This is a genomic window from Streptomyces brevispora, assembly GCF_007829885.1.
Classification (GTDB): Bacteria; Actinomycetota; Actinomycetes; order Streptomycetales; family Streptomycetaceae; genus Streptomyces; species Streptomyces brevispora.
Map to the genome: position 1 here is coordinate 476,428 of NZ_VIWW01000001.1, position 25,938 is coordinate 502,365.

Sequence of the window (25,938 nt, forward strand, 5' to 3'; positions counted from 1 at the left end):
ACCACACGTCGAACGACGTCTTACCGCGCGTTGAAGTACTTCGCCTCCGGGTGGTGGATGACGATCGCGTCGGTGGATTGCTCGGGGTGGAGCTGGAACTCCTCGGAGAGGTGCACGCCGATCCGCTCGGGCTGGAGCAGGTCGGCGATCTTCGCCCGGTCCTCCAGGTCCGGGCAGGCGCCGTAGCCGAGGGAGAAGCGCGCGCCCCGGTACTTCAGCGCGAACATGTCCTCGACATCGGCCGGGTCCTCACCCGCGAAGCCCAGCTCCGAGCGGACCCGGGCGTGCCAGTACTCGGCGAGCGCCTCGGCCAGCTGGACGGAGAGCCCGTGCAGCTCCAGGTAGTCCCGGTAGGCGTTGGCCTCGAAGAGTTTGGCCGTCTCGCCGCCGATCTTCGAGCCGACGGTGACGACCTGGAGGCCGATCACGTCCGTCTCGCCGGAATCCTCCGGGCGGAAGAAGTCGGCGAGGCACAGGCGGCGGCCGCGGCGCTGGCGCGGGAAGGTGAAGCGGGTGCGCTCCGAGCCGTCCTCGTGGAGCAGGATCAGGTCGTCGCCCTTGGAGACGCAGGGGAAGTAGCCGTAGACGACGGCGGCTTCCAGCAGGTTCTCGGTGTGCAGCTTGTCGAGCCAGCCGCGCAGGTGCGGACGGCCCTCGGTCTCGGCCAGTTCCTCGTACGTCGGTCCGTCACCGGCGCGGGCCTGCTTGAGGCCCCACTGGCCCTTGAAGAGGGCTCCCTCGTCGAGCCAGGACGCGTACTCCTTGAGCTGGATGCCCTTGACGACCCGGGTGCCCCAGAACGGCGGGGTGGGGACCGGGTTGTCGACGGAGACGTCGGAGCGGACGCCGTCCTTGGGCTCCTCGACCTCCAGTACGGCCGTGTCGCGCTTGGGCACGCGGCGCTGCTTGAGCTCGGGGAGGGAGGCGCCCGGGACGCCGCGCTTGACCGCGATGAGCGCGTCCATCAGGCGCAGCCCCTCGAAGGCGTCGCGGGCGTAGCGGACCTCGCCTTCGTAGATCTCGTGCAGGTCCTGCTCGACGTAGGCGCGGGTGAGGGCGGCGCCGCCGAGGATCACCGGGTATTCGGCGGCCAGCTTGCGCTGGTTCAGCTCCTGGAGGTTCTCCTTCATGATCACGGTGGACTTGACCAGGAGGCCGGACATGCCGATGACGTCGGCCTTGTGTTCCTCGGCGGCGTCCAGGATCGCGGAGACGGGCTGCTTGATGCCGATGTTGACGACGTTGAAGCCGTTGTTGGACAGGATGATGTCGACGAGGTTCTTGCCGATGTCGTGGACGTCGCCGCGGACGGTGGCCAGGACGATGGTGCCCTTGCCCTCGGCGTCCGACTTCTCCATGTGCGGTTCCAGGTGGGCCACCGCGGCCTTCATGACCTCGGCGGACTGGAGCACGAAGGGCAGCTGCATCTGGCCGGAGCCGAAGAGTTCACCGACGACCTTCATGCCCTTCAGCAGGGTGTCGTTGACGATGTCGAGGGCCGGGCGGGTCCGGAGCGCCTCGTCGAGGTCGGCCTCCAGGCCGTTCTTCTCGCCGTCGATGATGCGGCGCTGGAGGCGCTCGTCGAGCGGCAGCGCGAGGAGTTCCTCGGCCCTGCCCGCCTTCATCGACTTCATGTTGACGCCCTCGAAGAGCGCCATGAGCTTCTGCAGCGGGTCGTAGCCCTCGGAGCGGCGGTCGTGGATGAGGTCGAGGGCGACCTTCACCTGCTCCTCCTCCAGGCGCGCGATCGGGAGGATCTTGGATGCGTGCACGATGGCCGAGTCGAGCCCGGCCTTGACGCATTCGTCGAGGAAGACGGAGTTGAGCACGACGCGGGCGGCCGGGTTGAGGCCGAAGGAGATGTTGGAGAGTCCGAGCGTGGTCTGGACGTCGGGGTGGCGCTGCTTCAGCTCACGGATGGCACCGATGGTGGCGATGCCGTCGCCCCGTGACTCCTCCTGACCGGTACAGATCGTGAACGTCAGACAGTCGATCAGGATGTCCGACTCCTTGATGCCCCAGTTGCCGGTCAGGTCCTCGATGAGGCGCTCCGCGATGGCGACCTTGTGCTCGACGGTGCGGGCCTGGCCCTCCTCGTCGATGGTCAGCGCGATCAGGGCGGCGCCGTGCTCGGCGGCGAGCCGGGTGACCTGGGCGAAGCGCGACTCGGGTCCGTCGCCGTCCTCGTAGTTGACCGAGTTGAGCACCGCGCGGCCGCCGAGCTTCTCGAGGCCGGCCTGCAGCACGGGCAGCTCGGTGGAGTCGAGCACGATCGGGAGGGTGGAGGCGGTGGCGAACCGTCCGGCCAGTTCGGCCATGTCGGCGGCGCCGTCGCGGCCCACGTAGTCGACACAGAGGTCGAGCATGTGCGCGCCCTCGCGGATCTGGTCGCGGGCCATCTCCACGCAGTCGTCCCAGCGGGCTTCGAGCATGGCCTCGCGGAACTTCTTGGAGCCGTTGGCGTTCGTACGCTCGCCGATCGCGAGGTACGAGGTGTCCTGGCGGAACGGGACGGTCTGGTAGAGGGACGCGGCGCCGGGCTCGGGGCGCGGGTCGCGGGTGGTGAGGGTGCAGCCGCGGACGCGGTCGACGACCTGGCGCAGGTGCTCCGGGGTCGTACCGCAGCAGCCGCCGACCAGCGAGAGCCCGTACTCCTGGACGAACGTCTCCTGGGCGTCGGCGAGTCCCTCGGGGCCGAGCGGGAAGTGCGCGCCGTCCTTGGTCAGGACCGGCAGTCCGGCGTTGGGCATGCAGAGCAGCGGGATCGGGGAGTGGCGGGTGAGGTAGCGCAGGTGCTCGCTCATCTCGGCCGGGCCGGTCGAGCAGTTCAGGCCGATCATGTCGATGCCGAGCGGTTCCAGGGCCGTCAGGGCGGCGCCGATCTCCGAGCCGAGCAGCATCGTCCCGGTCGTCTCGAAGGCCAGCGAGACCAGCAGCGGCAGGTCGCTGCCCAGGGCCTCCAGCGCGCGCCGCGCACCCAGGATGCCGGCCTTGGTCTGCAGGAGGTCCTGGGTCGTCTCGACGATGAGCGCGTCGGCGCCACCCGTGATCAGCCCCTCGGCGTTCTGCTGGAATCCGTCGCGGAGCTTCACGTACGGGGCGTGGCCGAGCGTCGGCAGCTTCGTTCCCGGGCCCATGGAGCCGAGTACCCAGCGCTGCTGTCCGGTGGAGGCGGTGAACTCGTCGGCGACCTCGCGGGCGATGCGCGCGCCGGACTCGGAGAGCTCGTGGACCCGCTCGGCGATGTCGTACTCACCCAGCGCCGCGGTGTTGGCGCCGAAGGTGTTGGTCTCCACGCAGTCCACACCGACCGCGAAGTACTCCTCGTGCACGGAGCGCACGATGTCGGGGCGGGTGAGATTCAGGATCTCGTTGCAGCCCTCGAGGTTCTCGAAGTCCTCAAGCGTGGGGTCCTGTGCCTGGAGCATGGTGCCCATGGCACCGTCGGCCACCACCACTCGGGTGGCGAGCGCCTCGCGGAGGGCTGCGGCTCGGGTCCGGCTGTCGGCGGAAGGGGTCGGCGACGAGGCCATGGATGTACTCCCTGGGATGCGACGGCTGTCGGCTTTGCGGCTTCGGCGGAAGGCGCACGAGGCCAGGGTAGCCGGGCGGCGTCCTGGACCGTCACTCTGTCCCACGAATCGGACTGCATGCTGTTCAGGGGGCTGTCCGGGCCGCTGGGGGTACCGCAGAATTGAACTGCGGTCGAGCACGGGTCGACATCGACCGATAGTGTTCAGCATTGTCGAACCGAGGTGGAGGAGTACGGCGCGATGGCCAAGAACATCCAGTCGCTGGAGCGGGCGGCCGCGATGCTGCGGCTGCTGGCGGGCGGCGAACGGCGACTGGGACTGTCCGACATCTCCTCCTCACTGGGCCTGGCCAAGGGCACCGCGCACGGCATCCTGCGCACGCTCCAGCACGAGGGCTTCGTCGAGCAGGACGCCGCCTCCGGCCGCTACCAGCTCGGCGCCGAACTGCTGCGCCTGGGCAACAGCTATCTGGACGTCCACGAACTGCGGGCCCGCGCCCTGGTCTGGACGGACGACCTGGCCCGCTCCAGCGGCGAGAGCACCCACCTGGGCGTACTGCACCAGCAGGGCGTCCTCATCGTCCATCACGTCTTCCGGCCCGACGACAGCCGGCAGGTCCTGGAGGTCGGGGCCATGCAGCCACTGCACTCCACCGCCCTGGGCAAGGTGCTGGCGGCCTACGACCCGGTGGCGCACACGGAGGCCATGGAGGCCGAGCGGCAGTCCTTCACGCCCCACACCGTCACCGCTCCGGAGGAGTTCGAGTCGATGCTTGAACTGATCCGCGCGCGCGGCTGGGCGGCCGACATGGAGGAGACCTGGGAGGGGGTGGCCGCGGTGGCCGCCCCGATCCACGACCGGCGCCGGATGCCGGTCGGAGCCGTGGCCGTGACCGGCGCGGTGGAGCGGGTCTGCACGGACGGCGAGCTGCGGCCCGACCTGATCGCGGCGGTACGCGACTGCGCCCGCGCGGTCTCCCGGGATCTGGGCGCCAGGCGCTTCTGAGCCCGGTGCGGGATCATCGGTGACGAGGGGCTCAGTCGAGTTCTGCGCCACACACCCCTTGACGTGTCATTCACCTGGGAGAAACACTGCCGTTCACCGGTCGGCATTATCGAACGCCTGACGGAAGCAAGCGTTAGGGTGTGACAGTGTCAAGGGCCGGTAACGCCCTCACCTGAGGGCGCGGACCACCGGAGAGACCCGGGGTTCGGCTTCCTGGACGAAGGACAAAGGAGTCGCGGGTGTCCAGCTCCGACATCTTCATCGGCGAGACCATCGGTACCGCCGTACTCATCCTGCTCGGCGCCGGCGTCTGCGCCGCCGTCACCCTCAAGCACTCGAAGGCGCGGAACGCCGGCTGGCTCGCGATCACCTTCGGGTGGGGTTTCGCGGTCCTGACCGGCGCTTATCTGGCCGGCGGGGTTTCCGGTGCCCATCTCAACCCGGCCGTCACCATCGGTCTGGCGATCGAGGGCGGCACCAAGTGGAGCGATGTGCCGCTCTACCTCGCCTCCGAACTCCTCGGCGCGATGATCGGCGCGGTGCTGGTCTGGCTGGCGTACTACGGACAGTTCCGGGCCCATCTGACAGATCCGGAGGTCCTGGAGGCCCATCGGGGTGAAGAGGGCATGGTCGACCCGGCGGCGGCCCCCAAGGCCGGACCGGTGCTCGGCATCTTCTCGACGGGCCCCGAGATCCGCAACGCCGTGCAGAACGTCGTCAGCGAGGTCATCGCCACGGTCGTACTCGTCCTGGCGATCCTCACCCAGGGCCTCAACGACAACGGCAACGGCATCGGCACGCTCGGCGCGCTGATCACCGCCCTGGTCGTCGTCGGTATCGGCCTCTCGCTCGGCGGCCCGACGGGCTACGCAATCAACCCGGTCCGCGACCTCGGCCCGCGTATCGTGCACGCGCTGCTTCCGCTGCCGAACAAGGGCGGCTCCGACTGGGGCTACGCCTGGATCCCGGTCGTCGGACCCCTCATCGGCGGCGCACTCGCGGGCGGGCTCTACAACCTCGCCTTCGCCTGAGCCACAGAGCCCAGAGCCGTTACCCCAAGACCCCACAGACCTCCGGAGCACACCGTGACCGACGCACACACCACCGGCACCCACGGAACCGGGCCGTTCATCGCGGCCATCGACCAGGGCACCACCTCCAGCCGCTGCATCGTCTTCGACAAGGACGGCCGGATCGTCTCCGTCGACCAGAAGGAGCACGAGCAGATCTTCCCGAAGCCGGGCTGGGTCGAGCACGACGCGGCCGAGATCTGGGAGAACGTCCAGGAGGTCGTGGCGGCCGCCATCGTCAAGGCCGGCATCACCGCCGCCGATGTGAAGGCGATCGGGATCACCAATCAGCGCGAGACCACGCTGATGTGGGACAAGAACACCGGTGAGCCCGTCCACAACGCCCTCGTCTGGCAGGACACCCGCACCGACGCGCTCTGCAGGGAACTCGGCCGCAATGTGGGCCAGGACCGCTTCCGCCGCGAGACCGGACTGCCGCTCGCCTCGTACTTCGCCGGGCCCAAGGTCCGCTGGCTGCTCGACAACGTCGAGGGCCTGCGCGAGCGCGCCGAGCGCGGCGACATCCTCTTCGGCACCATGGACTCCTGGATCATCTGGAACCTGACCGGTGGCACCGAGGGCGGCGTGCACGTCACCGACGTCACCAACGCCTCGCGCACGCTCCTGATGAACCTGCGCAAGATGGCATGGGACCCCAAGATCCTCTCGTCCATCGGCATCCCGGCGGCGGTGCTGCCCGAGATCCGTTCCTCGGCCGAGGTGTACGGCCACGCCAAGGGCGGCGTGCTCGACGGTGTGCCGGTCGCCTCCGCGCTCGGCGACCAGCAGGCCGCGCTGTTCGGCCAGACGTGTTTCGCCGAGGGCGAGGCCAAGTCCACGTACGGCACCGGCACCTTCATGCTGCTCAACACCGGCGAGACGCCCGTCAACTCGTACAACGGTCTGCTGACCACGGTCGGATACCAGATCGGCGACCAGAAGCCGGTGTACGCCCTGGAGGGGTCGATCGCCGTCACCGGTTCGCTGGTGCAGTGGATGCGCGACCAGATGGGCCTGATCCAGTCCGCGGCCGAGATCGAGACCCTGGCCTCGTCGGTGGAGGACAACGGCGGCGCGTACTTCGTGCCCGCGTTCTCCGGCCTGTTCGCCCCGTACTGGCGCCCCGACGCCCGCGGCGTCATCGCCGGTCTCACCCGCTACGTCACCAAGGCGCACATCGCCCGTGCCGTGCTGGAGGCCACCGCCTGGCAGACCCGTGAGATCAGCGACGCCATGACCAAGGACTCCGGCGTCGAGCTGACCGCGCTCAAGGTCGACGGCGGCATGACCTCCAACAACCTGCTGATGCAGACGCTCGCCGACTTCCTGGACGCACCCGTGGTGCGGCCCATGGTCGCCGAGACCACCTGCCTCGGCGCCGCCTACGCCGCCGGCCTGGCCGTCGGCTTCTGGCCGGACACCGACGCGCTGCGCGCCAACTGGCGCCGGGCCGCCGAGTGGACCCCCCGCATGGACGCGGACACCCGCGACCGCGAGTACAAGAGCTGGCTCAAGGCCGTTGAACGGACCATGGGCTGGATCGAAGACGAGGAGTAGACAACATGACCACCCTGCAGAGCGTCCCCGCCCTCGGGACGCATCCGGCCTCCGGCTCCCTTCCGAGCCGCGCCGAGAGCCGGGAGCAGCTTTCCAAGGCGACGTACGACCTCCTGGTGATCGGCGGCGGCATCCTGGGCATCTCCACCGCCTGGCACGCCGCGCAGTCCGGACTGCGGGTGGCCCTGGTGGACGCCGGCGACTTCGCCGGCGCCACCTCCTCGGCCTCCTCGAAGCTGCTCCACGGCGGTCTGCGCTACCTGCAGACGGGCGCGGTGAAGCTGGTGGCGGAGAACCACTTCGAGCGGCGCGCGGTGTCCCGTCAGGTCGCACCGCACCTCGCCAACCCGCTCACCTTCTACCTGCCCGTCTACAAGGGCGGGCCGCACGGCGCCGCCAAGCTCGGCGCGGGCGTGTTCGCGTACTCGGCGCTCTCCGCGTTCGGTGACGGGGTCGGCCATGTGATCAGTCCGGCGAGGGCGCAGCGCGATGTCCCGGAGCTGCGTACGGACAACCTGAAGGCCGTCGCCGTCTACGGCGACGACCAGATGAACGACGCGCGGATGGCGCTGATGACGGTCCGTGCGGCCGTCGAGGCGGGCGCCGCCGTTCTCAACCACGCCGCCGTGACCGGGCTCCGCTTCACCAGGGGCCGGGTGACCGGTGCCGATCTGCGGGATTCCGTGGACGGTACGGAGTTCGGGATCAACGCCCGTCTGGTGCTCAACGCCACCGGGCCGTGGGTCGATCACCTGCGGAAGATGGAGAACCCGGACGCGGCGCCCTCGATACGTCTCTCCAAGGGCGCGCACCTCGTGCTCAGGCGCACCCGCCCGTGGAAGGCCGCGCTCGCCACACCGATCGACAAGTACCGGATCACGTTCGCCCTGCCGTGGGAGGACATGCTGCTGCTCGGCACGACGGACGAGGAGTACGAGGGCGATCCGGCGGATGTCGCGGTCACCGAGAAGGACACCGCGCAGATTCTGGACGAGGCGGCGTTCTCGGTCCGGGACCAGCAGCTGTCGCGCGATCTGATCACGTACTCCTTCGCGGGTCTGCGGGTGCTGCCGGGCGGTCCCGGCAGCACCTCCAAGGCCAAGCGCGAGACCGTCGTGACGGAGGGCCGCGGCGGGATGCTGTCGGTGGCGGGCGGCAAGTGGACGACGTTCCGCCACATCGGCCGTACGGTGATGAACAAGCTGGCCGCGCTCCCCGGGCACCCGCTGGCCGAGGACATGGAGCCGATGGCCCGGCTGCCGAAGAAGCTCCCGCTGCCCGGCATCGCCAACCCGAACGCGGTCGCGCACCGGCTGCTGGTGGACGGCGGAACGCCCGGACCGCGGATGTCCGCCGACACGGCACGGCACCTGGCCACGCACTACGGTTCGCTGTCGTTCGACATCGCCCGGCTGGCCAACGAGAACCCGGCGCTCGCCGAGCGCATCCACCCGGAGGCGCCGGAGATCTGGGCGCAGGTCGCCTACGCGCGCGACCACGAGTGGGCCGAGACGGCGGACGACGTGCTGCGGCGCCGGACGACGCTGACGATCCGGGGTCTGGCCACGGACGAGATACGGGCCGGCGTCGAGTCCGTGCTCGGCGACCGCAGGAGCTGACGCACCGGGAGAGGGGTGGTGTCCGTCCGTCGACGGGCACCACCCCTTTCCCGTGCGGGCCGGCCGCGGTGAATGATTTCGGACTCCGGCACACGGAACCGGTCGAAACACCCCAGGCAGCGGGGCGGGCGTCGCACCCGTTGCCCCGAAGAGCGCACCGGCCGCCTCCGGGGACGCATAATGGGGCGATACATCGGATGTCTGGAGGTCGCCCATGGCTGTCACTGACGAGGCCATCGAGAAGATCAAGGGAATGATCGTCTCGGGTGCGCTACGGCCCGGCGATCGTCTCCCCAAGGAGAGCGAACTCGCCGCGGAGCTCGGTCTGTCCCGCAACTCGCTGCGGGAGGCGGTGCGCGCCCTGTCGCTGATCCGCATTCTCGACGTGCGCCAGGGCGACGGCACGTATGTCACCAGTCTGGATCCGCAGTTGCTGCTGGAGGCGCTGAGCTTCGTGGTGGACTTCCACCGCGACGACACGGTGCTGGAGTTCCTGGCGGTCCGCCGGATCCTGGAGCCGGCCGCGACCGCGATGGCGGCGAGCCGGATCACCGAGGACCAGCTGGATCTGCTGGGCTCCCAGCTGGACGCCCTGGGCAGCCGCCCCTCGGTCGAGGAGCTGGTGGCCGGTGATCTGGAGTTCCACCGCGGCATCGTCCAGTCGTCAGGCAACTCGGTGCTCTGCTCACTGCTCGACGGTCTTTCGGGGCCGACGACACGGGCCCGGGTCTGGCGCGGTCTGACCCAGGAGGACGCGGTGAGCCGCACGCTGCACGAGCACCGGGCGATCTTGTCGGCGCTGCGGGACCGCGATGCGGAGGCCGCGCGGGCGTGGTCGACGGTGCATGTGGCGAGCGTGGAGCAGTGGCTGCGCTCGACGCTCTAGCCCTGCATACGGGGAGGGGTGGGCAAGGGAATTTCTTTGCCCACCCCTTCCCGTGGCCGGGGCTCCGCGCCCCGTCCGCTCAGTCCTGCTTCTCGCCGCTCGCGAAGCGGGAGATGACCAGCGCGACGATGATGATCGCGCCGTTGAGGAACTGGTTCCAGAGGGCCGGGACGCCGCCGAGGGTCATCACGTTGACCACCAGCTGAAGCGTCAGTACGCCGGTCAGCGCACCGAACAGGGTGCCGCGCCCGCCCTTGAGGCTGATACCGCCGATCACCGCGGCGGCGAACACCTGGAAGATCCAGCCGTTGCCCTGCGTCGCGGCGACCGCGCCGTAGTGGCCGGTGTAGAGGATGCCGGCGAAGGCCGCCAGCAGACCGCCGATGGCGAGCACGATCCAGGTGACCCGGTCGACCCGGATACCGGCCGCGCGCGCCGCTTCCGGGTTGCCGCCGATCGCGTACAGCGAGCGTCCGTGCCGCAGCCAGGCCAGGGCCGCGCCGCCGATCGCGAAGAGCACCAGGCAGATCCAGACCGCGGCCGGCACCCCGAACCACTGACTCTTGCCCAGGTAGCGGAAGGACTCCGGGACGTCGGTGATGGACTTGCCCTCGGTGATGCCGATGTGGAGTCCGCGCAGCATGGTCAGCATGCCGAGCGTGGCGATGAAGCCGTTGACCCGCAGCTTCAGCATCAGGAAGCCGTTGATCGCACCGATGACGAGGCCGACCAGCAGGCAGAGCGGAATCGCCGTCCAGGTGGGGAGCACGCCCAGACCGGCGAAGCGGCCGTCGTCCCCGGGCAGCACCAGCCACATGGCGACGACGGGCGCGATGCCGATCGTCGACTCCAGCGACAGGTCCATCCGCCCGCAGATCAGGATCAGCGCCTGACCCAGGACCAGCAGGCTGAGCTCGGAGGACTGCTGGACGACGCTGATCAGGTTGTCCGAGGTGAGGAAGACCGGCGAGACGATGAAGCCGATCACCATCAGCACCAGGATCACCGGCACCAGCGAGAAGTCGCTCCACCGGATCAGCTTGAGCCTGCTCAGCGGGCTGTCGCCGCCTAGTCCGCCCTTCGCTCCCGCGTCGATGTCGTCGGCCGTGGACGGCCGTATCGTGCCGGTCATTCCCTTTCCCCCACACCTTCCATGGCGGCGACGAGTTCCCCGTCGGTCCACCCGCTTGCGAACGTGGCGACCACTCGCCCGTGGAACAGGGCGAGCACCCGGTCGCAGACCCGCAGATCGTCCAGCTCGTCCGAGACGACGACCGCGGCATTGCCCTCGTCGGCGACCCGCCGGACGACCCCGAGGAGCGAGTCCTTGGACTTGACGTCCACACCCGCCGTGGGCCGGACCGCCACCAGCACGCTGGGTCCGCGGGCCAGTGCGCGGGCGACCACCACCTTCTGCTGATTGCCGCCGGAGAGCCCGGAGACGGGCTGCTCGGGGCCCTGGGTCTTGATGTCCAGCGAGTCGATCATGCCCCGGGCGAACTCCCTTGTGCGGGAGGGCAGTACGGTCCCCCACGGTCCGAGCTGGTCGGTGACCGTGAGGGTGGCGTTCTCCGCGACGCTGCGCCCGAGGACGAGGCCCTGGTCGTGCCGGTCCTCGGGGATGTAGCCGATCCCGGCGGCCAGCGCGTGCGGCACGCTCCCCGAGCGCACGGCCTCGCCGTGCACCCGGACGGTGCCGCCACCCGCCTTGCGCATGCCCGCCAGGACCTCGCCCAGCGCCGTGTTGCCGCTGGCCGCGGAGCCTGCCAGGCCGAGCACCTCGCCGGGGCGCACCTGGAGGTCCAGCGGTTCGAACCGGCCCTCCAGGGTGAGCCCCTCGGTGCGCAGGACGGGCTCCGCCGACGCGTCGGGCGGTGTGGCGGTGCCTGCGGCGTGCCAGGCGACGGCGCCGCCGGACTTCTCGCCCGTCATCGCCGCCACCAGCTCCGTCTTCGCCACGTCCGCCACGGGGGCGGTCAGCACATGGCGGGCGTCGCGGTAGACGGTGACCGCCGTGCAGAGCTCGTACACCTCCTGCAGATGGTGGGAGATGAAGAGGAACGCGACCCCCTGGCTCTGCAGTTCCCGGAGCTTGTCGAAGAGCCGCCCGATGCCCCGGGCGTCGAGCTGGGCGGTCGGCTCGTCGAGGATGATCAGCCGCGCGCCGAAGGAGAGCGCGCGGGCGATCTCGACGAACTGCCGCTGCTCGACCGCGAGATCGCGCGCCCGGGTGTTCGGGTCGACCTGGACGCCGTAGTCGGCGAGGAGCTGCTCCGCGCGCTTGCGCAGCCGCCCCCAGCTGATCCAGCGGGCGTTGTCGTCGAACCGGTTGAGGAAGAGGTTCTCGGCGACGGTCAGGTCGGGGACGACCATGGACTTCTGGTAGACGCAGGCGACCTTCGACTGCCAGGCCGTGGTGTCCCCGAAGGCGGGCGCGGGCTCGCCGCCGAACGTGACCGTGCCCGCGTCCGCCTTGTGGAGTCCGGTCAACACGCTGACCAGGGTCGACTTGCCCGCGCCGTTGCGGCCGACGAGGGCGTGCGACTCACCGGGCTGCACGGTGAGCTGCACCCCGTCGAGCGCGACGGTGGGTCCGAAGCGTTTGACAACGCCTTCCGCCTGTACGGCGGGTGGTGGTGCCTGGTCCATGGCTAGCTCTTCTTCTCCAGCTGATTGGCCCACAGCTTCGGGTCGTCGACGTTGTCCTTGGTCACCAGCGGCGCGGGGAGCTGGTCCTCGAAGCCGTTCGGGATCTTGATGATGGTGGAGTCGTGGTCGGTCGGGCCCTCCTTGAAGGTCTTCCCGTCCAGCGCCGCCTTGGCGTAGTACAGCGCGTACTTCGCGTAGAGGTCGGCGGGCTGGGAGATCGTCGCGTCGATCTTCCCGGCCTTGATGGCGTCGAACTCCTCCGGGATGCCGTCGTTGGAGATGATGGTGATGTGGCCCGGCGAACCGGCCGGCTTCAGCAGCTTCTTCTGCTCCAGGAGCGCGAGGGTCGGCTGCAGGAAGACACCGCCGGCCTGCATGTAGATGCCGTTGATGTCGGGGTGGGCGGCCAGCGTCGACTGGAGCTTCGCGGAGGCGACGTCGCCCTTCCAGTCGGTGGCGAGCTCGAACACCTTGATGTCCGGGAAGTCCTGGTCCATGCAGGCCTTGAAGGCCTCGGAGCGGTCGCGGCCGTTGATCGAGGACAGGTCGCCCTGGAACTCGACGACCTTGCCCTTGCCCTTCAGCTGCTCGCCGAGGTACTTGCAGGCGTTGGTTCCGTACGCCTTGTTGTCGGCCCGCACCACCATGTAGACGTTGCCCTTGTCGGGGCGGGTGTCGACGCTGATGACCGGGATCTTCTTCTCGTTCAGGGTGTTGAGCGACTCGGCGATCGCGCCGGTGTCCTGCGGAGCCATCACCACGGCCTTGGCGCCCTGGTCGGTGAAGGTCTGGACGTTGGCGACCAGCTTGCCGATGTCGTTCTGCGAGTTGGTCAGCGGCAGCGCCTTGACCTCGCCGCCCTTGACCCCCTTCTGGATGTAGTTCTGGTAGGAGTTCCAGAAGTCGCTGTCGCTGCGCGGCAGGTCGATGCCGACCTTCCCGCCACCCGCACCGTCGTCCGATGATTCGCGGTTGCAGCCCGCGAGGGCAGTGACGGCCAGCAGTACGGCGCAGGCTGCCGCACTCGTGGTACGCACTCTCATGGTGTCCCGTTTCCTTTGTGGAGTACCGGCTCGGAGATCTGATGGCATTACTGGGGTGCGTGGTGCAGGTGGTGCGAGGTGTAGAGCCCAGGTGGTTCCCGGTCGGACCGCACACCGTCCGGTCAGCTGCCGGCGGGGCGCAGGCGCAGGCCCTGCATTCCGCCGTCGACGGCCAGTGCGGTGCCCGTCACGGAGGCCGCGGCGGGGCTGGCGAGGTAGACGATCGCGGCGGCCACCTCGTCGGCGGAGACCAGCCGGCCCAGCGGCTGCCGGGCGTTGAGGGCCGCGCGTTCGGCGGCCGGGTCGTCGGCCTGACCGAGCAGCCGGCCGATCCACGGGGTGTCCGCGGTGCCGGGGTTGACGCAGTTGACGCGGACGCCCTCGCGGACGTGGTCGGCGGCCATGGCGAGGGTCAGCGAGAGGACCGCGCCCTTGCTCGCGCTGTACAGGGCACGTTGCGGCAGCCCGGCGGTCGCGGCGATCGAGCAGGTCTGGGTGATCGAGACGGCGCCGGGGCGCTCGGCCGCCGCGCGCCGCAGATGCGGCAGGGCGTGACGGGCGGTGCGGACCATGCCGAGGACGTTGATGTCCAGGACCCGGGTCCATTCGTCGTCGTCGTTGTCCTCGACGGAGCCGATGGAGCCGATGCCCGCGTTCGACACGAGCGTGTGCAGGGAGCCCAGTTCGGCCGCGGCCCGGTCGACCGCCTCGCGCACGGCCGCGTCGTCGGTGACATCCGCCTCGACGGCGAGGGTGCCCTCGGGGGCGCCCGCGGTCTCCCGGTCGAGGACGGCCACGCGGGCCCCGCGCTCCAGGAGCATGGTCGCGACGGCGGCCCCGATACCGGAGGCACCGCCCGTCACCAGGGCGTTCATCCCGTCGAAGTCGCGTGTGCCGGTCATCGGCCGTCCTCCTCGGTGGTGCGGCGGGCCTGCCATACGGGCCCCTCCGGATAGCGGTGTGCGGCGATCGACTCGGGGAGCATCCGGGCGGAGAAGCCCGGGGACACCGGCGTCCGGTAGCGGCCCGAGTCGATCACGGTGGGGTCGACGAAGTGTTCGTGCAGATGGTCGACGTATTCGATCACCCGGTCCTCCCAGGTGCCCGAGACCGCCACGTAGTCGAACATCGAGAGGTGCTGCACCAGCTCGCACAGGCCGACGCCGCCCGCGTGCGGGCAGACCGGTACGCCGTACTTGGCGGCGAGCAGCAGGATCGCCAGGTTCTCGTTGACGCCCGCGACCCGGGCGGCGTCGATCTGGACGAAGTCGACCGCGCCGGCCTGGAGCAGCTGCTTGAACACGACCCGGTTGGCGACGTGTTCGCCGGTGGCGACCTTGACCGGCTGTCCGGCGCGCACGGCGGCGTGGCCGAGGATGTCGTCGGGGCTGGTCGGCTCCTCGATCCAGTGCGGGTCGTACGGCGCGAGCGCGGTCATCCACTCCACCGCGTCGGCGACGTCCCAGCGCTGGTTGGCGTCGACCGCGATCCGTACGTCGGCGCCGACGGCGTCACGGGCGAGCCCGAGCCTGCGGACGTCGTCGTCGAGGTCGCCGCCGACCTTCAGCTTGATCTGGGTGAAGCCGTCGGCGACGGCCTCCTTCGCCAGCCTGACCAGCTTGTCGTCGGAGTAGCCGAGCCAGCCGGGCGAGGTGGTGTAGGCGGGGTATCCCTCGGCGCGCAGCCGCGCGGCCCGCTCGGCCCGGCCCGGTTCGGCGGCTTGCAGGATCGCGAGCGCCTCCTCGGGGGTGAGGGCGTCGCTGAGGTAGCGGAAGTCGACGAGGGAGACGAGTTCCTGCGGCGTCATCTCGGCCAGGAACTGCCAGACGGGTCTGCCCGCATGCTTCGCCGCCAGGTCCCAGGCGGCGTTGACGACCGCCCCGGCCGCCATGTGCATCACGCCCTTCTCGGGCCCCAGCCAGCGCAGTTGTGAATCGTGGGTGAGGTCCCGGTACAGCGCACCGAGGTCGGCCGCGGTGCGGGGCACGGGACGCCCGACCACATAGGGCCGCAGCGCCTGGATGGCGGCCGCCATCACCTCGTTGCCGCGCCCGATGGTGAAACAGAAGCCATGTCCCTCGATACCGCCGGCGTCATGGTCCGCGGCGTCGGTACGCAGTACGACGTAGGCAGCCGAGTAGTCGGGATCGGGGTTCATGGCGTCCGAGCCGTCCAGTTGTTCCGAGGTCGGAAAACGGATGTCGTGAACCTCGAAATCCGTGACGGTCTGACTCATGCGCGCCCCCAGGGGAAATAACATCGGACCTCTGCTCTGGTCATCCGATGTATAGCGCCCTGAAGGCCCCAACGTCCAGGGTTGAGGCGAAATTGACCGCTCACAGCTCGGATGTATGGCCCACCTGATGCCCTGATTCGGTCGCCGATACACCTTCGTGGCCCAGGTTCGCGCCGCCTTGCGCAGGGGCTGCGGCGAGGGTGGCCTGAAGCCGTAAGGTTGTTCCGTACGCAAGGGAACTTCGGAAGGAGGCCTGGGTGATCGAGCTCGAGGGGGTTCCCGAGCTGATCGACCCGGTCATGGTGGCCGCGTTCGAGGGGTGGAACGACGCAGGTGACGCCGCTTCCACAGCGGTCGCGCACCTGGACCGGGAGTGGAAGGGCGAGGTGTTCGCGGCGCTGGACGCCGAGGACTACTACGACTTCCAGGTCAACCGCCCGACGGTGTGGCTGGACGGCGGGGTGCGCAAGATCACCTGGCCGACGACCCGGCTCTCCGTGGTCCGCATCGGCGGGGACAAACCCCGCGACCTCGTCCTGGTCCGGGGCATCGAACCGTCGATGCGCTGGCGCTCGTTCTGCAACGAGATCCTGGGCTTCGCCCATGAACTGGGCGTCGAGATGGTCGTGGTGCTCGGTGCGCTGCTCGGCGACACCCCGCACACCCGTCCGGTACCGGTCAGCGGCGTCACGTCCGATCCGGACCTGGCGCGGACCATGGACCTGGAGGAGACCAGGTACGAGGGGCCGACCGGCATCGTCGGCATCCTCCAGGAGGCGTGCACCCACGCGGGCGTGCCCGCCGTGAGCCTGTGGGCGGCGGTACCGCACTACGTGTCGCAGCCGCCCAACCCCAAGGCCACCCTGGCACTGCTGAACCGGCTGGAGGATCTCATCGGGCTGCGCATCCCCCTGGGTGAACTGGCCGAGGACGCGCGCGCCTGGCAGCTCGGGGTCGACCAACTGGCCGCCGAGGACAGCGAGGTGGCCGAGTACGTGCAGACGCTGGAGGAGGCCCGGGACACCGCGGAGCTTCCCGAGGCGAGCGGCGAGGCCATCGCCCGGGAGTTCGAGCGCTATCTGCGGCGCCGGGACCCCGGTCCGGGCGCCGCACCGGGCGGACACGCGACGGAGAGCGGCGACGGCTCGTATCTGCGGGACACCTCCGGCGGCCGGGCCAGGCCGCCGAAGCCGAACCGGCCGGAGACCGGACCCGGGCCGGTGAGCGGGTCCGGAGGCGGGTCCGCGGCCGGTCCCGCGACGGGCCCGGCACCGGCCGAGGGCGGGGAGGACCGCGATACCGGCGGCCCGCACCGTCCGCCGGGCGAAGCCCCGAAGGACGCCCCGAAGGACTCCTCGGAGGGTGCCCCTGCGGATCCGCCGGAGGAGCCGGACGGGAATTCGTCGGAGGACTGATCGGGACAGCCGGGAGCCGGACGGGTGGACACCCGTCCGGCTCCCTGGTTTCGCTGCGGACATTCAGGAGCAGGTGAAGCGCGCGGCTCCCCAGTCGCCGTGGTCGCCGGTCTTGGAACCGTTGGTGTCCGTGACCTTCAGACGCACATGGCGTGCGCCGTCGAGCGGCACATCGACGGGTACGGTCGCCGACGCCCCGGTCACCTTCGGCGAGGTCCAGAGCACCTTGCCGTCGGCCTCGACGGAGAACGCCACCTCGCCGTAGCCGTCGATCTCGTCGTCGATCCCGGCGTCCGCGGTGAACTTCGAGCACTGTCCGCCGAGATAGATCTCGATGTCGGAGTCGGCATGGGTGCCGATCCCCTTCTCGTACACCTTCCCGGCCAGCGTGAGCGGGCCGCCGTCGGCCGCACCCGACTCGCCGTTGCTGCGGTCGCGCTCGGCCGGACCGTAGCCGTTGACCGAGCTCAGCCACTCCAGATCGCTCGCCCACACCTCACCGGTGGGAGGCGGCGGCATCACCGCCGCGGCGATCCGCTGGACCGCCGTACGGGATTCGCCCGCCGAGCGGTAGCGGACGAGCGCGGTGATCCGCGCCTCTCCCGCCGCGGCGTCCTTCGCCGGGGTGACCGACACCTCGACCCGCCGGGTGGTGCCCGCCGGGATCCGCTGCACGGGCTCGGCCGGGGTGACCCGCCAGCCCTTGGGGACGTCCAGGGAGACCGCGGCGTCCGTCACATCGGCCCTGCCCGCGGTGACGTCCACGGCGACGGTGGCCGGGACTCCCGCGCCGGCCTCCTGGCCCTGCGGTGCAGAGACCGTGGCCGTCGCGGCCGCGTTCCGTCCGCCGACCGCACTGGTGTTCTCCAGCTTCACGGAGAACTTCCTGCCCGTGGACAGCGGGGCGGTCTTGATCTTCACCACGCCGCCGCGGTCGTCGCGGTCGTACCACCAGCCCTGCTTCGCCGAGGCGTACGCGGCGGCCGAGCCGAGCCGGGGCAGCTTGCCGGTGAGCTTCACCGCGCTCGGCTCCGAGCCGGTGTGCACGCTGAACTCGTACGGGCGGCTGCTCTGCTTCCCGGTGAACTTCCCCTTGCTCTCACCGATGTTCACGGTGATGTCTCCCGCGCCCCTGGCCGGTGCGCGGACATCGGCCGTCTGCGTCGCGTACGCGCCGTCGCGGTGCTGCCGGGTCACGCCGTCGTCCTCGTACAGGGTGAACGACGACTTGCCCTGCGGGTAGATGTCCCAGGCCAGCGGGGAGCCGGCGGTGCGGTCCTTGTACGAGCGGATGCCCGGCCACATCGGCACACTGGCGCCTCCCCTGACGAACAGCGGCAGGGTGTCGAGCGGGGCGCTGTAGTCGTCGACGGTGGTCGGGCCCTGGTAGGTCCGCCCGGTCCAGTAGTCGGTCCAGGTGCCCTTCGGCAGGTAGATGCCGTCCCGCTCGGTGCTGTCCTGGTAGACCGGGGCGACGAGGAAGTCCTCGCCGGACATGAACTCGTACTTGGCCGCGTCCGTCGCCGCCTTCGGGTCGTCCGGGTACTCCAGCACCAGCGGGCGCACCATGCCGACACCGGTCTTCGTCGCCTCGTGGGCGTAGGAGTACTGGTAGGGCAGCAGCGACTCCTTGAGCTTGAGGTACTCGCGGTTGACGGAGGTGTACGGCTCCCCGTACCGGAAGGGCTGCTTGTCGCTGGCCGCCCAGCCGTCCATGGTCATCGTGGTCCCCAGGAACATCTTCCACTGGAGGTCACGGGTGTACGTTTTGGCGCTGCCGCCGAAGATGCCGTCGACGTCGCCCGTGGTGTAGGCGAGGCCGGACATCGTGGCGCCGGCGTAGGTCGGGATCTGCCAGCGGATGTAGTCCCAGGTGCCGTACTGGTCGCCGGACCACTGGACACCGCAGCGCTGCGCGCCGGACCAGCTCTCGGGGGCGTAGGTGAAGCCGCGGGCGTCGCTGTTGTCCTCGATGCCCTTGTACGCGTCCTTGCAGCCGTCCAGGGCGAACTTGTAGCCGTCCCCGATCCAGGCCACGTCGAGCTTGGCGACGCGCTGGCCGGCCTTGACCTGCTCGGCGATCTTGTCGATGCCGTCCTGGGTCCACAGGCCGAGCTGCATGTCGCGGTCCTGGAGGCCCTTGGCGGTCTCCGCGAGGTCCTCGTGGCCGCAGCCGTAGCCGTCGTTGACGAGCATCCAGCCGTTCGGCATGTCGTTCTCGACGTAGCCGTCGGCGATCTTGAGCGCGTCCAGGGTGTGGCGCTCGCCCCGGTTGGCGTTGTGGAGGTAGCAGTCGGCGTCGCCGATCTCCATGCCGTACACCGGCGGCAGGAACGGCTTGCCGGTGAGCTTCGTGTACTGGCCTATGACCTCCTTGGCGTCACCCGCGAAGTAGTAGGCGTCGAAGCGCTGTTCCTCGGCGCTGGTGGTCACCGGGTCGGTGAAGCGGTAGGTGCCCGGCGCGAAGGTGTTGCGGAACACGCCGTAGCCGGCCGACGAGAGGTAGAACGGAACCGAGTTGGGGTGCCCGCCGTCGTCCCAGTCGTAGTCGACGCCGACCTCGACGGTCTTGCCCCGGTGCGAGGTGTTGCCGCGGCCGTTCTGCATACCGGCGCCGTAGAACTGCTCGTCGCCGCCGCGCGCGAGGGTCTGGGTGGTCTTCTCGCCGTCCCAGCTCAGCCCCTTCGCCTCGGACCAGACCTGGCTCCCGTCGGCCCGGTGCAGGGCGAATCGCAGGGGCGACTTGTAGACACGCAGGGTGACGTCGCCGGTGGAGAGGTCGTAGCGGTCGCTCCGCTCCTTCCAGTGGGTGCGGGGCGGCGACCCCTGGGGCAGCACGATGGCGTCGCCGGCCGGGTCGGAGAACGTGCCGTCGGGGGCGAGTTCGATCCGGAAGGTCTCGGCGGACACGAAGCTGACGCGGGCCTCCGCCGTCCCCGCACGCAGGTGGTAGACGGATCCGTCGGCCGAGAAGCCGGTGAGGTCGCCGACCGTCGACTCAGCGGGTGGGGCCGGATCCGCCTGGGCACTGCCCGGTCCCGAGAGGACGGCGAACAGTCCCAGCAGCGCTGCAACTACTGCCGTTCTGATGCGTGTTGACGATTGCATAGAGCGCTTTTAGCGCAGCATCAAGCATTTGACCATGGACAAAACGGAATCGGCCCCGAACTTCGTCAAGAAGTTCGGGGCCGATGAACGGGCTTGATACAGCGGGCAGTTACAGCGCGACACCGAGCAGCGCGTCGACGGTGCGCGAGACGAGTCCCGGCGCCCCCTCGTCCGTGCCGCCGCCGGCGGTCTGCCGCTCGGCCCAGCGGTCCACGGCGGCCAGGGCTGCCGGGGCGTCCAGATCGTCGGCGAGGGCCTCGCGGACCTCGTCGACGAGGGCGTCGGCGGACAGCCCGTCGGGCCGCGAGACGGCGGCGCGCCAGCGGGCGAGCCGGTCCACCGCGTCGGCGAGCACCTGGTCGGTCCACTCCCAGTCGGAGCGGTAGTGGTGCGAGAGCAGTGCGAGACGGATCGCCGCCGGGTCCACGCCGTCGCGGCGGAGCACCGAGACGAAGACCAGGTTCCCCTTGGACTTGGACATCTTCTCGCCGTCCAGGCCGACCATGCCGGCGTGCACGTACGCCTGGGCGAACGGGTGCTCGCCGGTCAGCACCTGGGCGTGCGAAGCGCCCATCTCGTGGTGCGGGAAGGCGAGGTCGGAGCCGCCCCCCTGAACGTCGAAGCCCATGCCGAGATGGTCCAGGGCGATGGCGACGCACTCGATGTGCCAGCCGGGCCGGCCGGCGCCGAGCGAGGCGCCGTCCCAGCTCGGCTCGCCCTCACGGGCGGCCATCCAGAGCATCGGGTCGAGGGGGTTCTTCTTCCCGGGGCGCTCCGGGTCGCCGCCGCGTTCGGCGGAGAGCAGTCGCATCGCCTCGGCGTCGAGGTTGGAGACCTGGCCGAAGCGCGGGTCGGTGTCGACGGAGAAGTACACATCGCCGTCGAGTTCGTAGGCGGCGCCCGCGTCGCGGAGTCGTTCGACGAGCGGCACGATGCCGGGTATCGCCTCGACGGCTCCGATGTAGTGCTGCGGCGGGAGCATGCGCAGTGCGGTCATGTCCTCGCGGAACAGGGCCGTCTCACGCTCGGCGAGCTCGGTCCAGTCCTGACCGTCGCGCACGGCCCGCTCCAGCAGCGGATCGTCCACGTCGGTCACGTTCTGGACATAGTGAACCTGCCGCTTGGTGTCGAGCCACACGCGCTGAACGAGGTCGAACGCGTTGTAAGTCGCCGCATGACCCATATGGGTCGCGTCGTACGGCGTGATGCCGCAGACATAGATGCGGGCGACGGGACCGGGGTCAAGGGTGATCCGTCCGCCGGTCGCGGTGTCGTGGATCCGAAGGTCGCGGCCCTTGCCAGGCAGGGCGGGGACCTCAGAAGCGGGCCAGGCATGCATGCGACGAGCGTAACCGGACGCGGCTTCCGGATACGAACCGGAGGGGGAACCTGTCCGAAGAGGCACCCTTGCGCACGGCCCCGAACGGTGCCCCGTTCCCCCGGGGCTCCGCTCCCCAGCCCCCCGGACCGGTCCGGGGAGGCGGTCGCACCAGGGGCCCGTCCGCCGGACCCCTGCCTACACCGGCGGCCACGGAATGGCAGGCCACCCGCCGCTCGGCTCCCGGTGGAGCCCCGTGGACCGCAGCCCCGCCACCCGGGCCCGCAGCGCCTCGATCTCGGCCGCGGTGATCAGTTCGCCCAGCCGGGTGACCAGTGCGGCCCCCGGTTCGAGCTCGTCGGCCAGCCGGTCCAGCACCTCCACCGCCTCCACGGGCAACGGCTCGCCCGCCCAGCCCCACAGCAGGGTCCGCAGCTTGTCCTCGGCGTTGAAGGTGACGCCGTGATCGATGCCGTACAGCCGGCCGTCGGGGGCGGGCAGCAGGTGTCCACCCTTCCGGTCGCCGTTGTTGATCACCGCGTCGAGGACCGCGAGCCGCCGCAGCCGCGGATCGTCCGCGTGGACCAGCAGCGCCGTCCTGCCCTCCCCGACCTCGGCGAGGGCCACGGCCTTCCAGCCCTCGTCCGGCTCCTCGTCCTCGACGAGCGCGAGCAGTCGGGGGCCGTCCTCCTCCTGTGGCGCCGCCTCGATCCACAGCTGGCACATGCCCTGGCCGTAGGGCCCGTCCCGCAGCACGGTCGGTGGCACCAGGCCCCATCCCGTCGCCTCGGAGACCTCGTACGCGGCCACCTCGCGCTGGGCGAGCGTGCCGTCGGGGAAGTCCCACAGGGGCTGTTCGCCGGCCACCGGCTTGTAGACGCAGTGCGTCTGCTCGCCCTCGTACGCGACCGAGCAGTACAGCACCGCGTTGGAGGCCCCTCGGACCCGTCCGAGGACGGTGAGCTCGCCCTTGCCGAGCAGGGTCATCCGCTCGGCGTCGGTCAGGCCCCGCGGCGGTATCCGTTCTGGCGGGGGCATACGTGTCCTTCCGGATCGAGCGGGAGGCTGCACAGCGGGCACGGCGGGCGGCCGGCGTTCACGACGTCCAGGGCGCGTTTGGCGAACGCGCGGGCCTGCGCTCCGCTGAGCCGGACCCGGAGCATCGGCGGGCCGTTCTCCTCGTCCTGGAGCAGTCGCTCCTCGGCCTCCGCGAGATCCTCGACGGATTCCGCTTCCAGCTCGACCAGGGCCTGCGCCTCGACGATCATGCGTTGTTCCTCGCCGTCCCAGGCGAGTGCCATCGTGCCGACCCGGAACTCCTCCTCGACGGGGACGTCGAGCGGAGCGGTGTCGGTGACGTCCATCGGGGCCACTGCGGGCACCGGGGAGTTCCCCCCGGTGCGCCGGACCACTTCGTCGAGCAGTTCGTCCACGCGCTCGGCGAGCGCGGCGACTTGGGTCTTCTCCAGGGCAACGCTGGTGACACGTCCGCCTGAGGATGCCTGCAGGAAGAACGTACGACGTCCAGGCAGCCCGACCGTACCGGCCACGAAACGGTCCGGGGGGTCGTAGAGGAACACCTGACGGGACACGTCCTGTCTCCCTTGTGATTTGACGCGGATGAGGGTTCGGCCGGGGCCCGGGAGAGTCCTCCCGGAAAAGGCGCCTACGGCGCGTCCACCCTACTGCGCGGAGCGATCACGGCGCCCCAGCGCCGCCCCCGACCGCGGCGTCCGCGGCTCCGCCGGCCGCCTTGCCCTCGTCAGGAGCCGGTACGCGCGGCACCAACGGGGCGAGGTCGCCCGTGTCACCGAGCCTCAGCAGGAACGGCCTCAGCCGGGTGTAGCGGATCGCGGTGACCGAGCACGGGTCGGCGTGGACCCGCTGGAAGAGGTCCAGATGCATGCCGAGCGCGTCGGCGACAAGGGACTTGATGATGTCGCCGTGCGAGCACATCAGGTAGACGGCGCTCTCGCCGTGCTCCGCCTCGATCCGCGCGTTCCACTCCCGTACCGCGTCGACGGCGCGTGCCTGCATCGCCCTCATGGACTCGCCGCCGGGGAACGCCGCCGCCGACGGGTGCTGCTGCACGACCGCCATCAGCGGATCGTCGGCGAGCTCGGCGAGCTTGCGGCCCGCCCAGTCCCCGTAGTCGCACTCGCTGATCCGCTCCTCGGTGTGCAGCGGCAGGTCCGGCCGGGCGTCGAGCAGCGGCCGCAGGGTCTCCCGGCAGCGCTGCAAGGGGCTGGTGACGGCCGCGGCGAGGGGCAGTGCGGCCAGCCGTCCGGGGAGTGCTGCGGCCTGCTCGGCGCCGCGCTCGTCGAGCGCTACGCCGGGGGTCCGGCCCGCGAGCACCCCGGCCGTGTTGGCGGTGGAGCGGCCGTGGCGTACGAGGATCAGGGTGGGCATAGCGGCCAGCGTAGGCCGACGCTCCGGGAAAGGTGCATCCGGGACCGTGGCAGGGCAGAATGCGCGCCGTGATTGTGGACTGCGCCATCTACCGGGACGGACGCCGTACCGACGGCCCCGCCGACTTCTCCGACGCCCTCGACGAGGCCCGGGCCACCGGTGACGCCTTCTTGTGGATCGGCCTCCACGAGCCGACGGAGAAGGAGTTCGACCTGGTCAGCAGCGAGTTCGGGCTGCACCCGCTCGCCGTGGAGGACGCCCTGGCCGCGCACCAGCGGCCGAAGCTGGAGGTGTACGACGACTCGCTGTTCGCGGTGATAAAGCCGGTCGCGTACGACCACGAGAACGACACGGTCAGCACGGACGAACTGATGGCGTTCATAGGCGACTCGTTCGTGGTGACGGTCCGGCACGGCGAGGCCGCGCCGCTGGCCGCCGTGCGCCGCCGGCTGGAGGCCGACGCCGATCTGCTCAAGCACGGGCCCACGGCGGTGCTGTACGCGATCAGCGACGCGGTCGTGGACCACTACATCGATGTCGCGGGCGAACTCCAGGTCGACCTGGAGGAGCTGGAGACGCAGGTCTTCGCCCCGACCGCCACCGGCGACTCGAAGAACACCGCGGCCCGCATCTACACGTTCAAGCGCCAGGTGCTGGAGTTCCGCAGGGCGACCGGCCCGCTGGCCTCCCCGATGGCCCGGCTGGCGAGCGCGGCGGTGCCCTTCGTCCGCGAACAGTCGCAGCCGTTCTTCCGGGACGTCCAGGACCATCTGACGCGTGCCAACGAGCAGGTGGAGGGCCTCGACCGGCTGCTCTCCGACATCCTGTCCGCGCATCTCGCCCAGATGGGGGTCCGGCAGAACGACGACATGCGCAAGATCTCGTCCTGGGCGGCGATGGCCGCGGTACCGACCATGGTCGCGGGGATCTACGGCATGAACTTCAAGCACATGCCGGAGCTGCGCTGGGTGTGGGCCTATCCGACGGTGGTCCTGCTGATGGCGGGCGTGGTCCTCGGCCTGTACCGCCAGTTCAAGCGACGCGGCTGGCTCTGAGGAGGGGGAGATCGTCAGCCGTACTCGGGTGCCGGGACGGCCGGCCCGCCCAGCGCGTCGCGCCGCTCGGGCAGGGCCAGGCTCACCATGCGCCGCCAGCCCACCAGGCGCTCGTACGCGTAGACGGCGTGGATTCCCGCGGCCAACGCCGCGGCCTTGGCCCTCGGCCAGCCCAGGATGCGGCCCATGTGGTCCATCACGGCGAGGCTGACGTCGCGGTAGACCCGGATCTCGCCGAGTGCGCACTCGCGCAGGATGCTCTGGATCGTACGGCCGTGTCCCGACCTGGCGAAGCGCAGCAGTTCCTCGTGGCAGTACGCCAGGTGGTTGTCCTCGTCGTGCGAGATCATCCGCACCGCGCGGCCGAGGTCGGGGTGGTCGGCGAAGTACCTCCGCAGCAGTCGCATCTGCTCGGAGGCGCGCTGCTCGGTCACCCGGCTGTGTGCCAGGTAAGTGATGATGTCGCGCTCGGCGAGCGGCTCCTCACGCCCCAGCTGCTCATGGGCGAGGCCGATGCCGTACTGCTCCAGCAGCATCGTGTAGTCGGTCTCGTGCGGGACCTCGACGGGCGCCAGACCGCGCTTCCTGAGCAGGGCGTGGAAGATCCGGCCGTGCTTGTCCTCGTCGGCGCCGTGCCGGGTGATCTTCGGGGCCAGCGCCCGCTGGCTCGCGGGTACGAGGGCCGCGATGCGGCCGTTCTCCCAGCCTCCCTGGGACTCGCCGCCGGCGGCGATGGAGCAGAACAGCCGGAACGACTCGTCGTCGTCGAGGATCTCCTGGAACAGCTTCTTCGCCGAGAGCATCACTGCCACCTCCGTACCGGCATCCGCCGAGCGACAGTCAAGTGCTCCCAGCTCCGACGGGCAACAGGAGGGCCCCCGGACTGGACCGAACGTGCACCCGGCACGGTCCTGGGCGCGCACATGACGAATCGTTTCCGCATGCGCCCCGTAACCCAACCGCCTCCGACCGCGTTGTTCCGCGTGACGGCCGTGGCGGGGAGCCCCCGAGCCCCCACCACGGCCGCAGTGCTGC

General features: G+C 70.3%; 19 protein-coding genes. 7 read left to right on the forward strand and 12 right to left on the reverse strand.

Annotation, left to right across the window (positions count from 1 at the left end):
* Nucleotides 1-20 precede the first annotated feature (20 nt).
* Entirely contained in the window at nt 21-3,533 is a 3,513-nt protein-coding gene (metH, locus tag FHX80_RS02255) for a methionine synthase (RefSeq protein WP_145762556.1), read from the reverse strand.
* 240 nt (nt 3,534-3,773) lie between these two features.
* On the opposite strand from metH, the gene FHX80_RS02260 reads away from it, so the two are divergent.
* From FHX80_RS02260 to FHX80_RS02280, 5 genes are all read left to right on the forward strand, one after another.
* Nucleotides 3,774-4,538, forward strand: coding sequence for an IclR family transcriptional regulator (locus FHX80_RS02260; RefSeq protein WP_244318112.1), 765 nt, complete (start codon nt 3,774-3,776; stop codon nt 4,536-4,538).
* Between the two features lie 239 nt (nt 4,539-4,777).
* Nucleotides 4,778-5,569 (forward strand): MIP/aquaporin family protein, encoded by a 792-nt coding sequence (locus tag FHX80_RS02265; RefSeq protein WP_145762558.1) that lies wholly within the window; start codon nt 4,778-4,780, stop codon nt 5,567-5,569.
* 54 nt (nt 5,570-5,623) lie between these two features.
* Nucleotides 5,624-7,165, forward strand: a complete 1,542-nt coding sequence (glpK, locus tag FHX80_RS02270) for a glycerol kinase GlpK (protein WP_145762559.1) — start codon at nt 5,624-5,626, stop codon at nt 7,163-7,165.
* A 5-nt stretch (nt 7,166-7,170) separates the two neighbouring features.
* Nucleotides 7,171-8,784: a glycerol-3-phosphate dehydrogenase/oxidase gene (locus FHX80_RS02275; protein WP_145762560.1), complete on the forward strand. Its 1,614-nt coding sequence runs from the start codon at nt 7,171-7,173 to the stop codon at nt 8,782-8,784.
* A gap of 214 nt (nt 8,785-8,998) precedes the next feature.
* Nucleotides 8,999-9,670 carry a FadR/GntR family transcriptional regulator gene (locus FHX80_RS02280; RefSeq protein WP_145762561.1) on the forward strand — a complete coding sequence of 224 codons (672 nt, stop codon included), beginning with the start codon at nt 8,999-9,001 and terminating at the stop codon, nt 9,668-9,670.
* Between the two features lie 79 nt (nt 9,671-9,749).
* On the opposite strand, the gene FHX80_RS02285 is transcribed toward FHX80_RS02280, so the two are convergent.
* The 5 genes from FHX80_RS02285 to FHX80_RS02305 form a co-directional block, all read right to left on the reverse strand.
* A complete protein-coding gene (locus FHX80_RS02285; protein ID WP_145762562.1) occupies nt 9,750-10,802 on the reverse strand; it encodes an ABC transporter permease in 1,053 nt (350 codons plus the stop codon).
* Nucleotides 10,799-12,319 carry a sugar ABC transporter ATP-binding protein gene (locus tag FHX80_RS02290; RefSeq protein ID WP_145762563.1) on the reverse strand — a complete coding sequence of 507 codons (1,521 nt, stop codon included), beginning with the start codon at nt 12,317-12,319 and terminating at the stop codon, nt 10,799-10,801. The genes FHX80_RS02285 and FHX80_RS02290 overlap by 4 nt, the downstream gene beginning before the upstream one ends.
* A gap of 2 nt (nt 12,320-12,321) precedes the next feature.
* On the reverse strand, nt 12,322-13,362 hold the full coding sequence (locus tag FHX80_RS02295) for a sugar ABC transporter substrate-binding protein (protein ID WP_145762564.1): 1,041 nt from the start codon (nt 13,360-13,362) through the stop codon (nt 12,322-12,324).
* 122 nt (nt 13,363-13,484) lie between these two features.
* Entirely contained in the window at nt 13,485-14,264 is a 780-nt protein-coding gene (locus FHX80_RS02300) for an SDR family NAD(P)-dependent oxidoreductase (RefSeq protein WP_145762565.1), read from the reverse strand.
* On the reverse strand, nt 14,261-15,598 hold the full coding sequence (locus FHX80_RS02305; protein ID WP_145762566.1) for an enolase C-terminal domain-like protein: 1,338 nt from the start codon (nt 15,596-15,598) through the stop codon (nt 14,261-14,263). The genes FHX80_RS02300 and FHX80_RS02305 overlap by 4 nt, the downstream gene beginning before the upstream one ends.
* Before the next feature lie 257 nt (nt 15,599-15,855).
* Between FHX80_RS02305 and FHX80_RS02310 the strand changes: the two genes are divergently transcribed.
* The gene (locus FHX80_RS02310) at nt 15,856-17,013 is read left to right on the forward strand and encodes a PAC2 family protein (protein ID WP_145762567.1); all 1,158 of its coding nucleotides are present in this window, start codon (nt 15,856-15,858) and stop codon (nt 17,011-17,013) included.
* Between the two features lie 63 nt (nt 17,014-17,076).
* On the opposite strand, the gene FHX80_RS02315 is transcribed toward FHX80_RS02310, so the two are convergent.
* From FHX80_RS02315 to FHX80_RS02335, 5 genes are all read right to left on the reverse strand, one after another.
* The gene (locus tag FHX80_RS02315) at nt 17,077-20,121 is read right to left on the reverse strand and encodes an NPCBM/NEW2 domain-containing protein (protein WP_145762568.1); all 3,045 of its coding nucleotides are present in this window, start codon (nt 20,119-20,121) and stop codon (nt 17,077-17,079) included.
* Nucleotides 20,122-20,230: 109 nt separating this feature from the next.
* Nucleotides 20,231-21,460, reverse strand: a complete 1,230-nt coding sequence (gene mshC, locus FHX80_RS02320) for a cysteine--1-D-myo-inosityl 2-amino-2-deoxy-alpha-D-glucopyranoside ligase (RefSeq protein WP_145762569.1) — start codon at nt 21,458-21,460, stop codon at nt 20,231-20,233.
* Nucleotides 21,461-21,637: 177 nt separating this feature from the next.
* Nucleotides 21,638-22,477: an SCO1664 family protein gene (locus FHX80_RS02325; protein WP_145762570.1), complete on the reverse strand. Its 840-nt coding sequence runs from the start codon at nt 22,475-22,477 to the stop codon at nt 21,638-21,640.
* Nucleotides 22,441-23,031: a DUF3090 domain-containing protein gene (locus tag FHX80_RS02330; RefSeq protein ID WP_123468727.1), complete on the reverse strand. Its 591-nt coding sequence runs from the start codon at nt 23,029-23,031 to the stop codon at nt 22,441-22,443. Before FHX80_RS02330 ends, FHX80_RS02325 begins: the two co-directional genes overlap by 37 nt.
* A 106-nt stretch (nt 23,032-23,137) precedes the next feature.
* Entirely contained in the window at nt 23,138-23,848 is a 711-nt protein-coding gene (locus FHX80_RS02335; protein WP_145762571.1) for a histidine phosphatase family protein, read from the reverse strand.
* A 59-nt stretch (nt 23,849-23,907) separates the two neighbouring features.
* Between FHX80_RS02335 and corA the strand changes: the two genes are divergently transcribed.
* Nucleotides 23,908-24,903, forward strand: a complete 996-nt coding sequence (corA, locus tag FHX80_RS02340; protein WP_145762572.1) for a magnesium/cobalt transporter CorA — start codon at nt 23,908-23,910, stop codon at nt 24,901-24,903.
* Nucleotides 24,904-24,917: 14 nt separating this feature from the next.
* Here corA and FHX80_RS02345 read toward each other — a convergent pair whose 3' ends face one another.
* Nucleotides 24,918-25,706, reverse strand: a complete 789-nt coding sequence (locus tag FHX80_RS02345; RefSeq protein WP_145762573.1) for a ferritin-like domain-containing protein — start codon at nt 25,704-25,706, stop codon at nt 24,918-24,920.
* Between the last annotated feature and the right edge of the window lie 232 nt (nt 25,707-25,938).

Excerpts from the sequence above, each read along its gene's own strand:
- metH (WP_145762556.1), bottom strand. The coding sequence starts at position 3,533 with ATGGCCTCGTCGCCGACCCCTTCCGCCGACAGCCGGACCCGAGCCGCA.
- FHX80_RS02260 (WP_244318112.1), top strand. The coding sequence starts at position 3,774 with ATGGCCAAGAACATCCAGTCGCTGGAGCGGGCGGCCGCGATGCTGCGG.
- FHX80_RS02275 (WP_145762560.1), top strand. The coding sequence starts at position 7,171 with ATGACCACCCTGCAGAGCGTCCCCGCCCTCGGGACGCATCCGGCCTCC.
- FHX80_RS02280 (WP_145762561.1), top strand. The coding sequence starts at position 8,999 with ATGGCTGTCACTGACGAGGCCATCGAGAAGATCAAGGGAATGATCGTC.
- FHX80_RS02285 (WP_145762562.1), bottom strand. The coding sequence starts at position 10,802 with ATGACCGGCACGATACGGCCGTCCACGGCCGACGACATCGACGCGGGA.
- FHX80_RS02290 (WP_145762563.1), bottom strand. The coding sequence starts at position 12,319 with ATGGACCAGGCACCACCACCCGCCGTACAGGCGGAAGGCGTTGTCAAA.
- FHX80_RS02295 (WP_145762564.1), bottom strand. The coding sequence starts at position 13,362 with ATGAGAGTGCGTACCACGAGTGCGGCAGCCTGCGCCGTACTGCTGGCC.
- FHX80_RS02300 (WP_145762565.1), bottom strand. The coding sequence starts at position 14,264 with ATGACCGGCACACGCGACTTCGACGGGATGAACGCCCTGGTGACGGGC.
- FHX80_RS02305 (WP_145762566.1), bottom strand. The coding sequence starts at position 15,598 with ATGAGTCAGACCGTCACGGATTTCGAGGTTCACGACATCCGTTTTCCG.
- FHX80_RS02315 (WP_145762568.1), bottom strand. The coding sequence starts at position 20,121 with ATGCAATCGTCAACACGCATCAGAACGGCAGTAGTTGCAGCGCTGCTG.
- mshC (WP_145762569.1), bottom strand. The coding sequence starts at position 21,460 with ATGCATGCCTGGCCCGCTTCTGAGGTCCCCGCCCTGCCTGGCAAGGGC.
- FHX80_RS02325 (WP_145762570.1), bottom strand. The coding sequence starts at position 22,477 with ATGCCCCCGCCAGAACGGATACCGCCGCGGGGCCTGACCGACGCCGAG.
- FHX80_RS02335 (WP_145762571.1), bottom strand. The coding sequence starts at position 23,848 with ATGCCCACCCTGATCCTCGTACGCCACGGCCGCTCCACCGCCAACACG.
- corA (WP_145762572.1), top strand. The coding sequence starts at position 23,908 with ATGCGCGCCGTGATTGTGGACTGCGCCATCTACCGGGACGGACGCCGT.
- FHX80_RS02345 (WP_145762573.1), bottom strand. The coding sequence starts at position 25,706 with ATGCTCTCGGCGAAGAAGCTGTTCCAGGAGATCCTCGACGACGACGAG.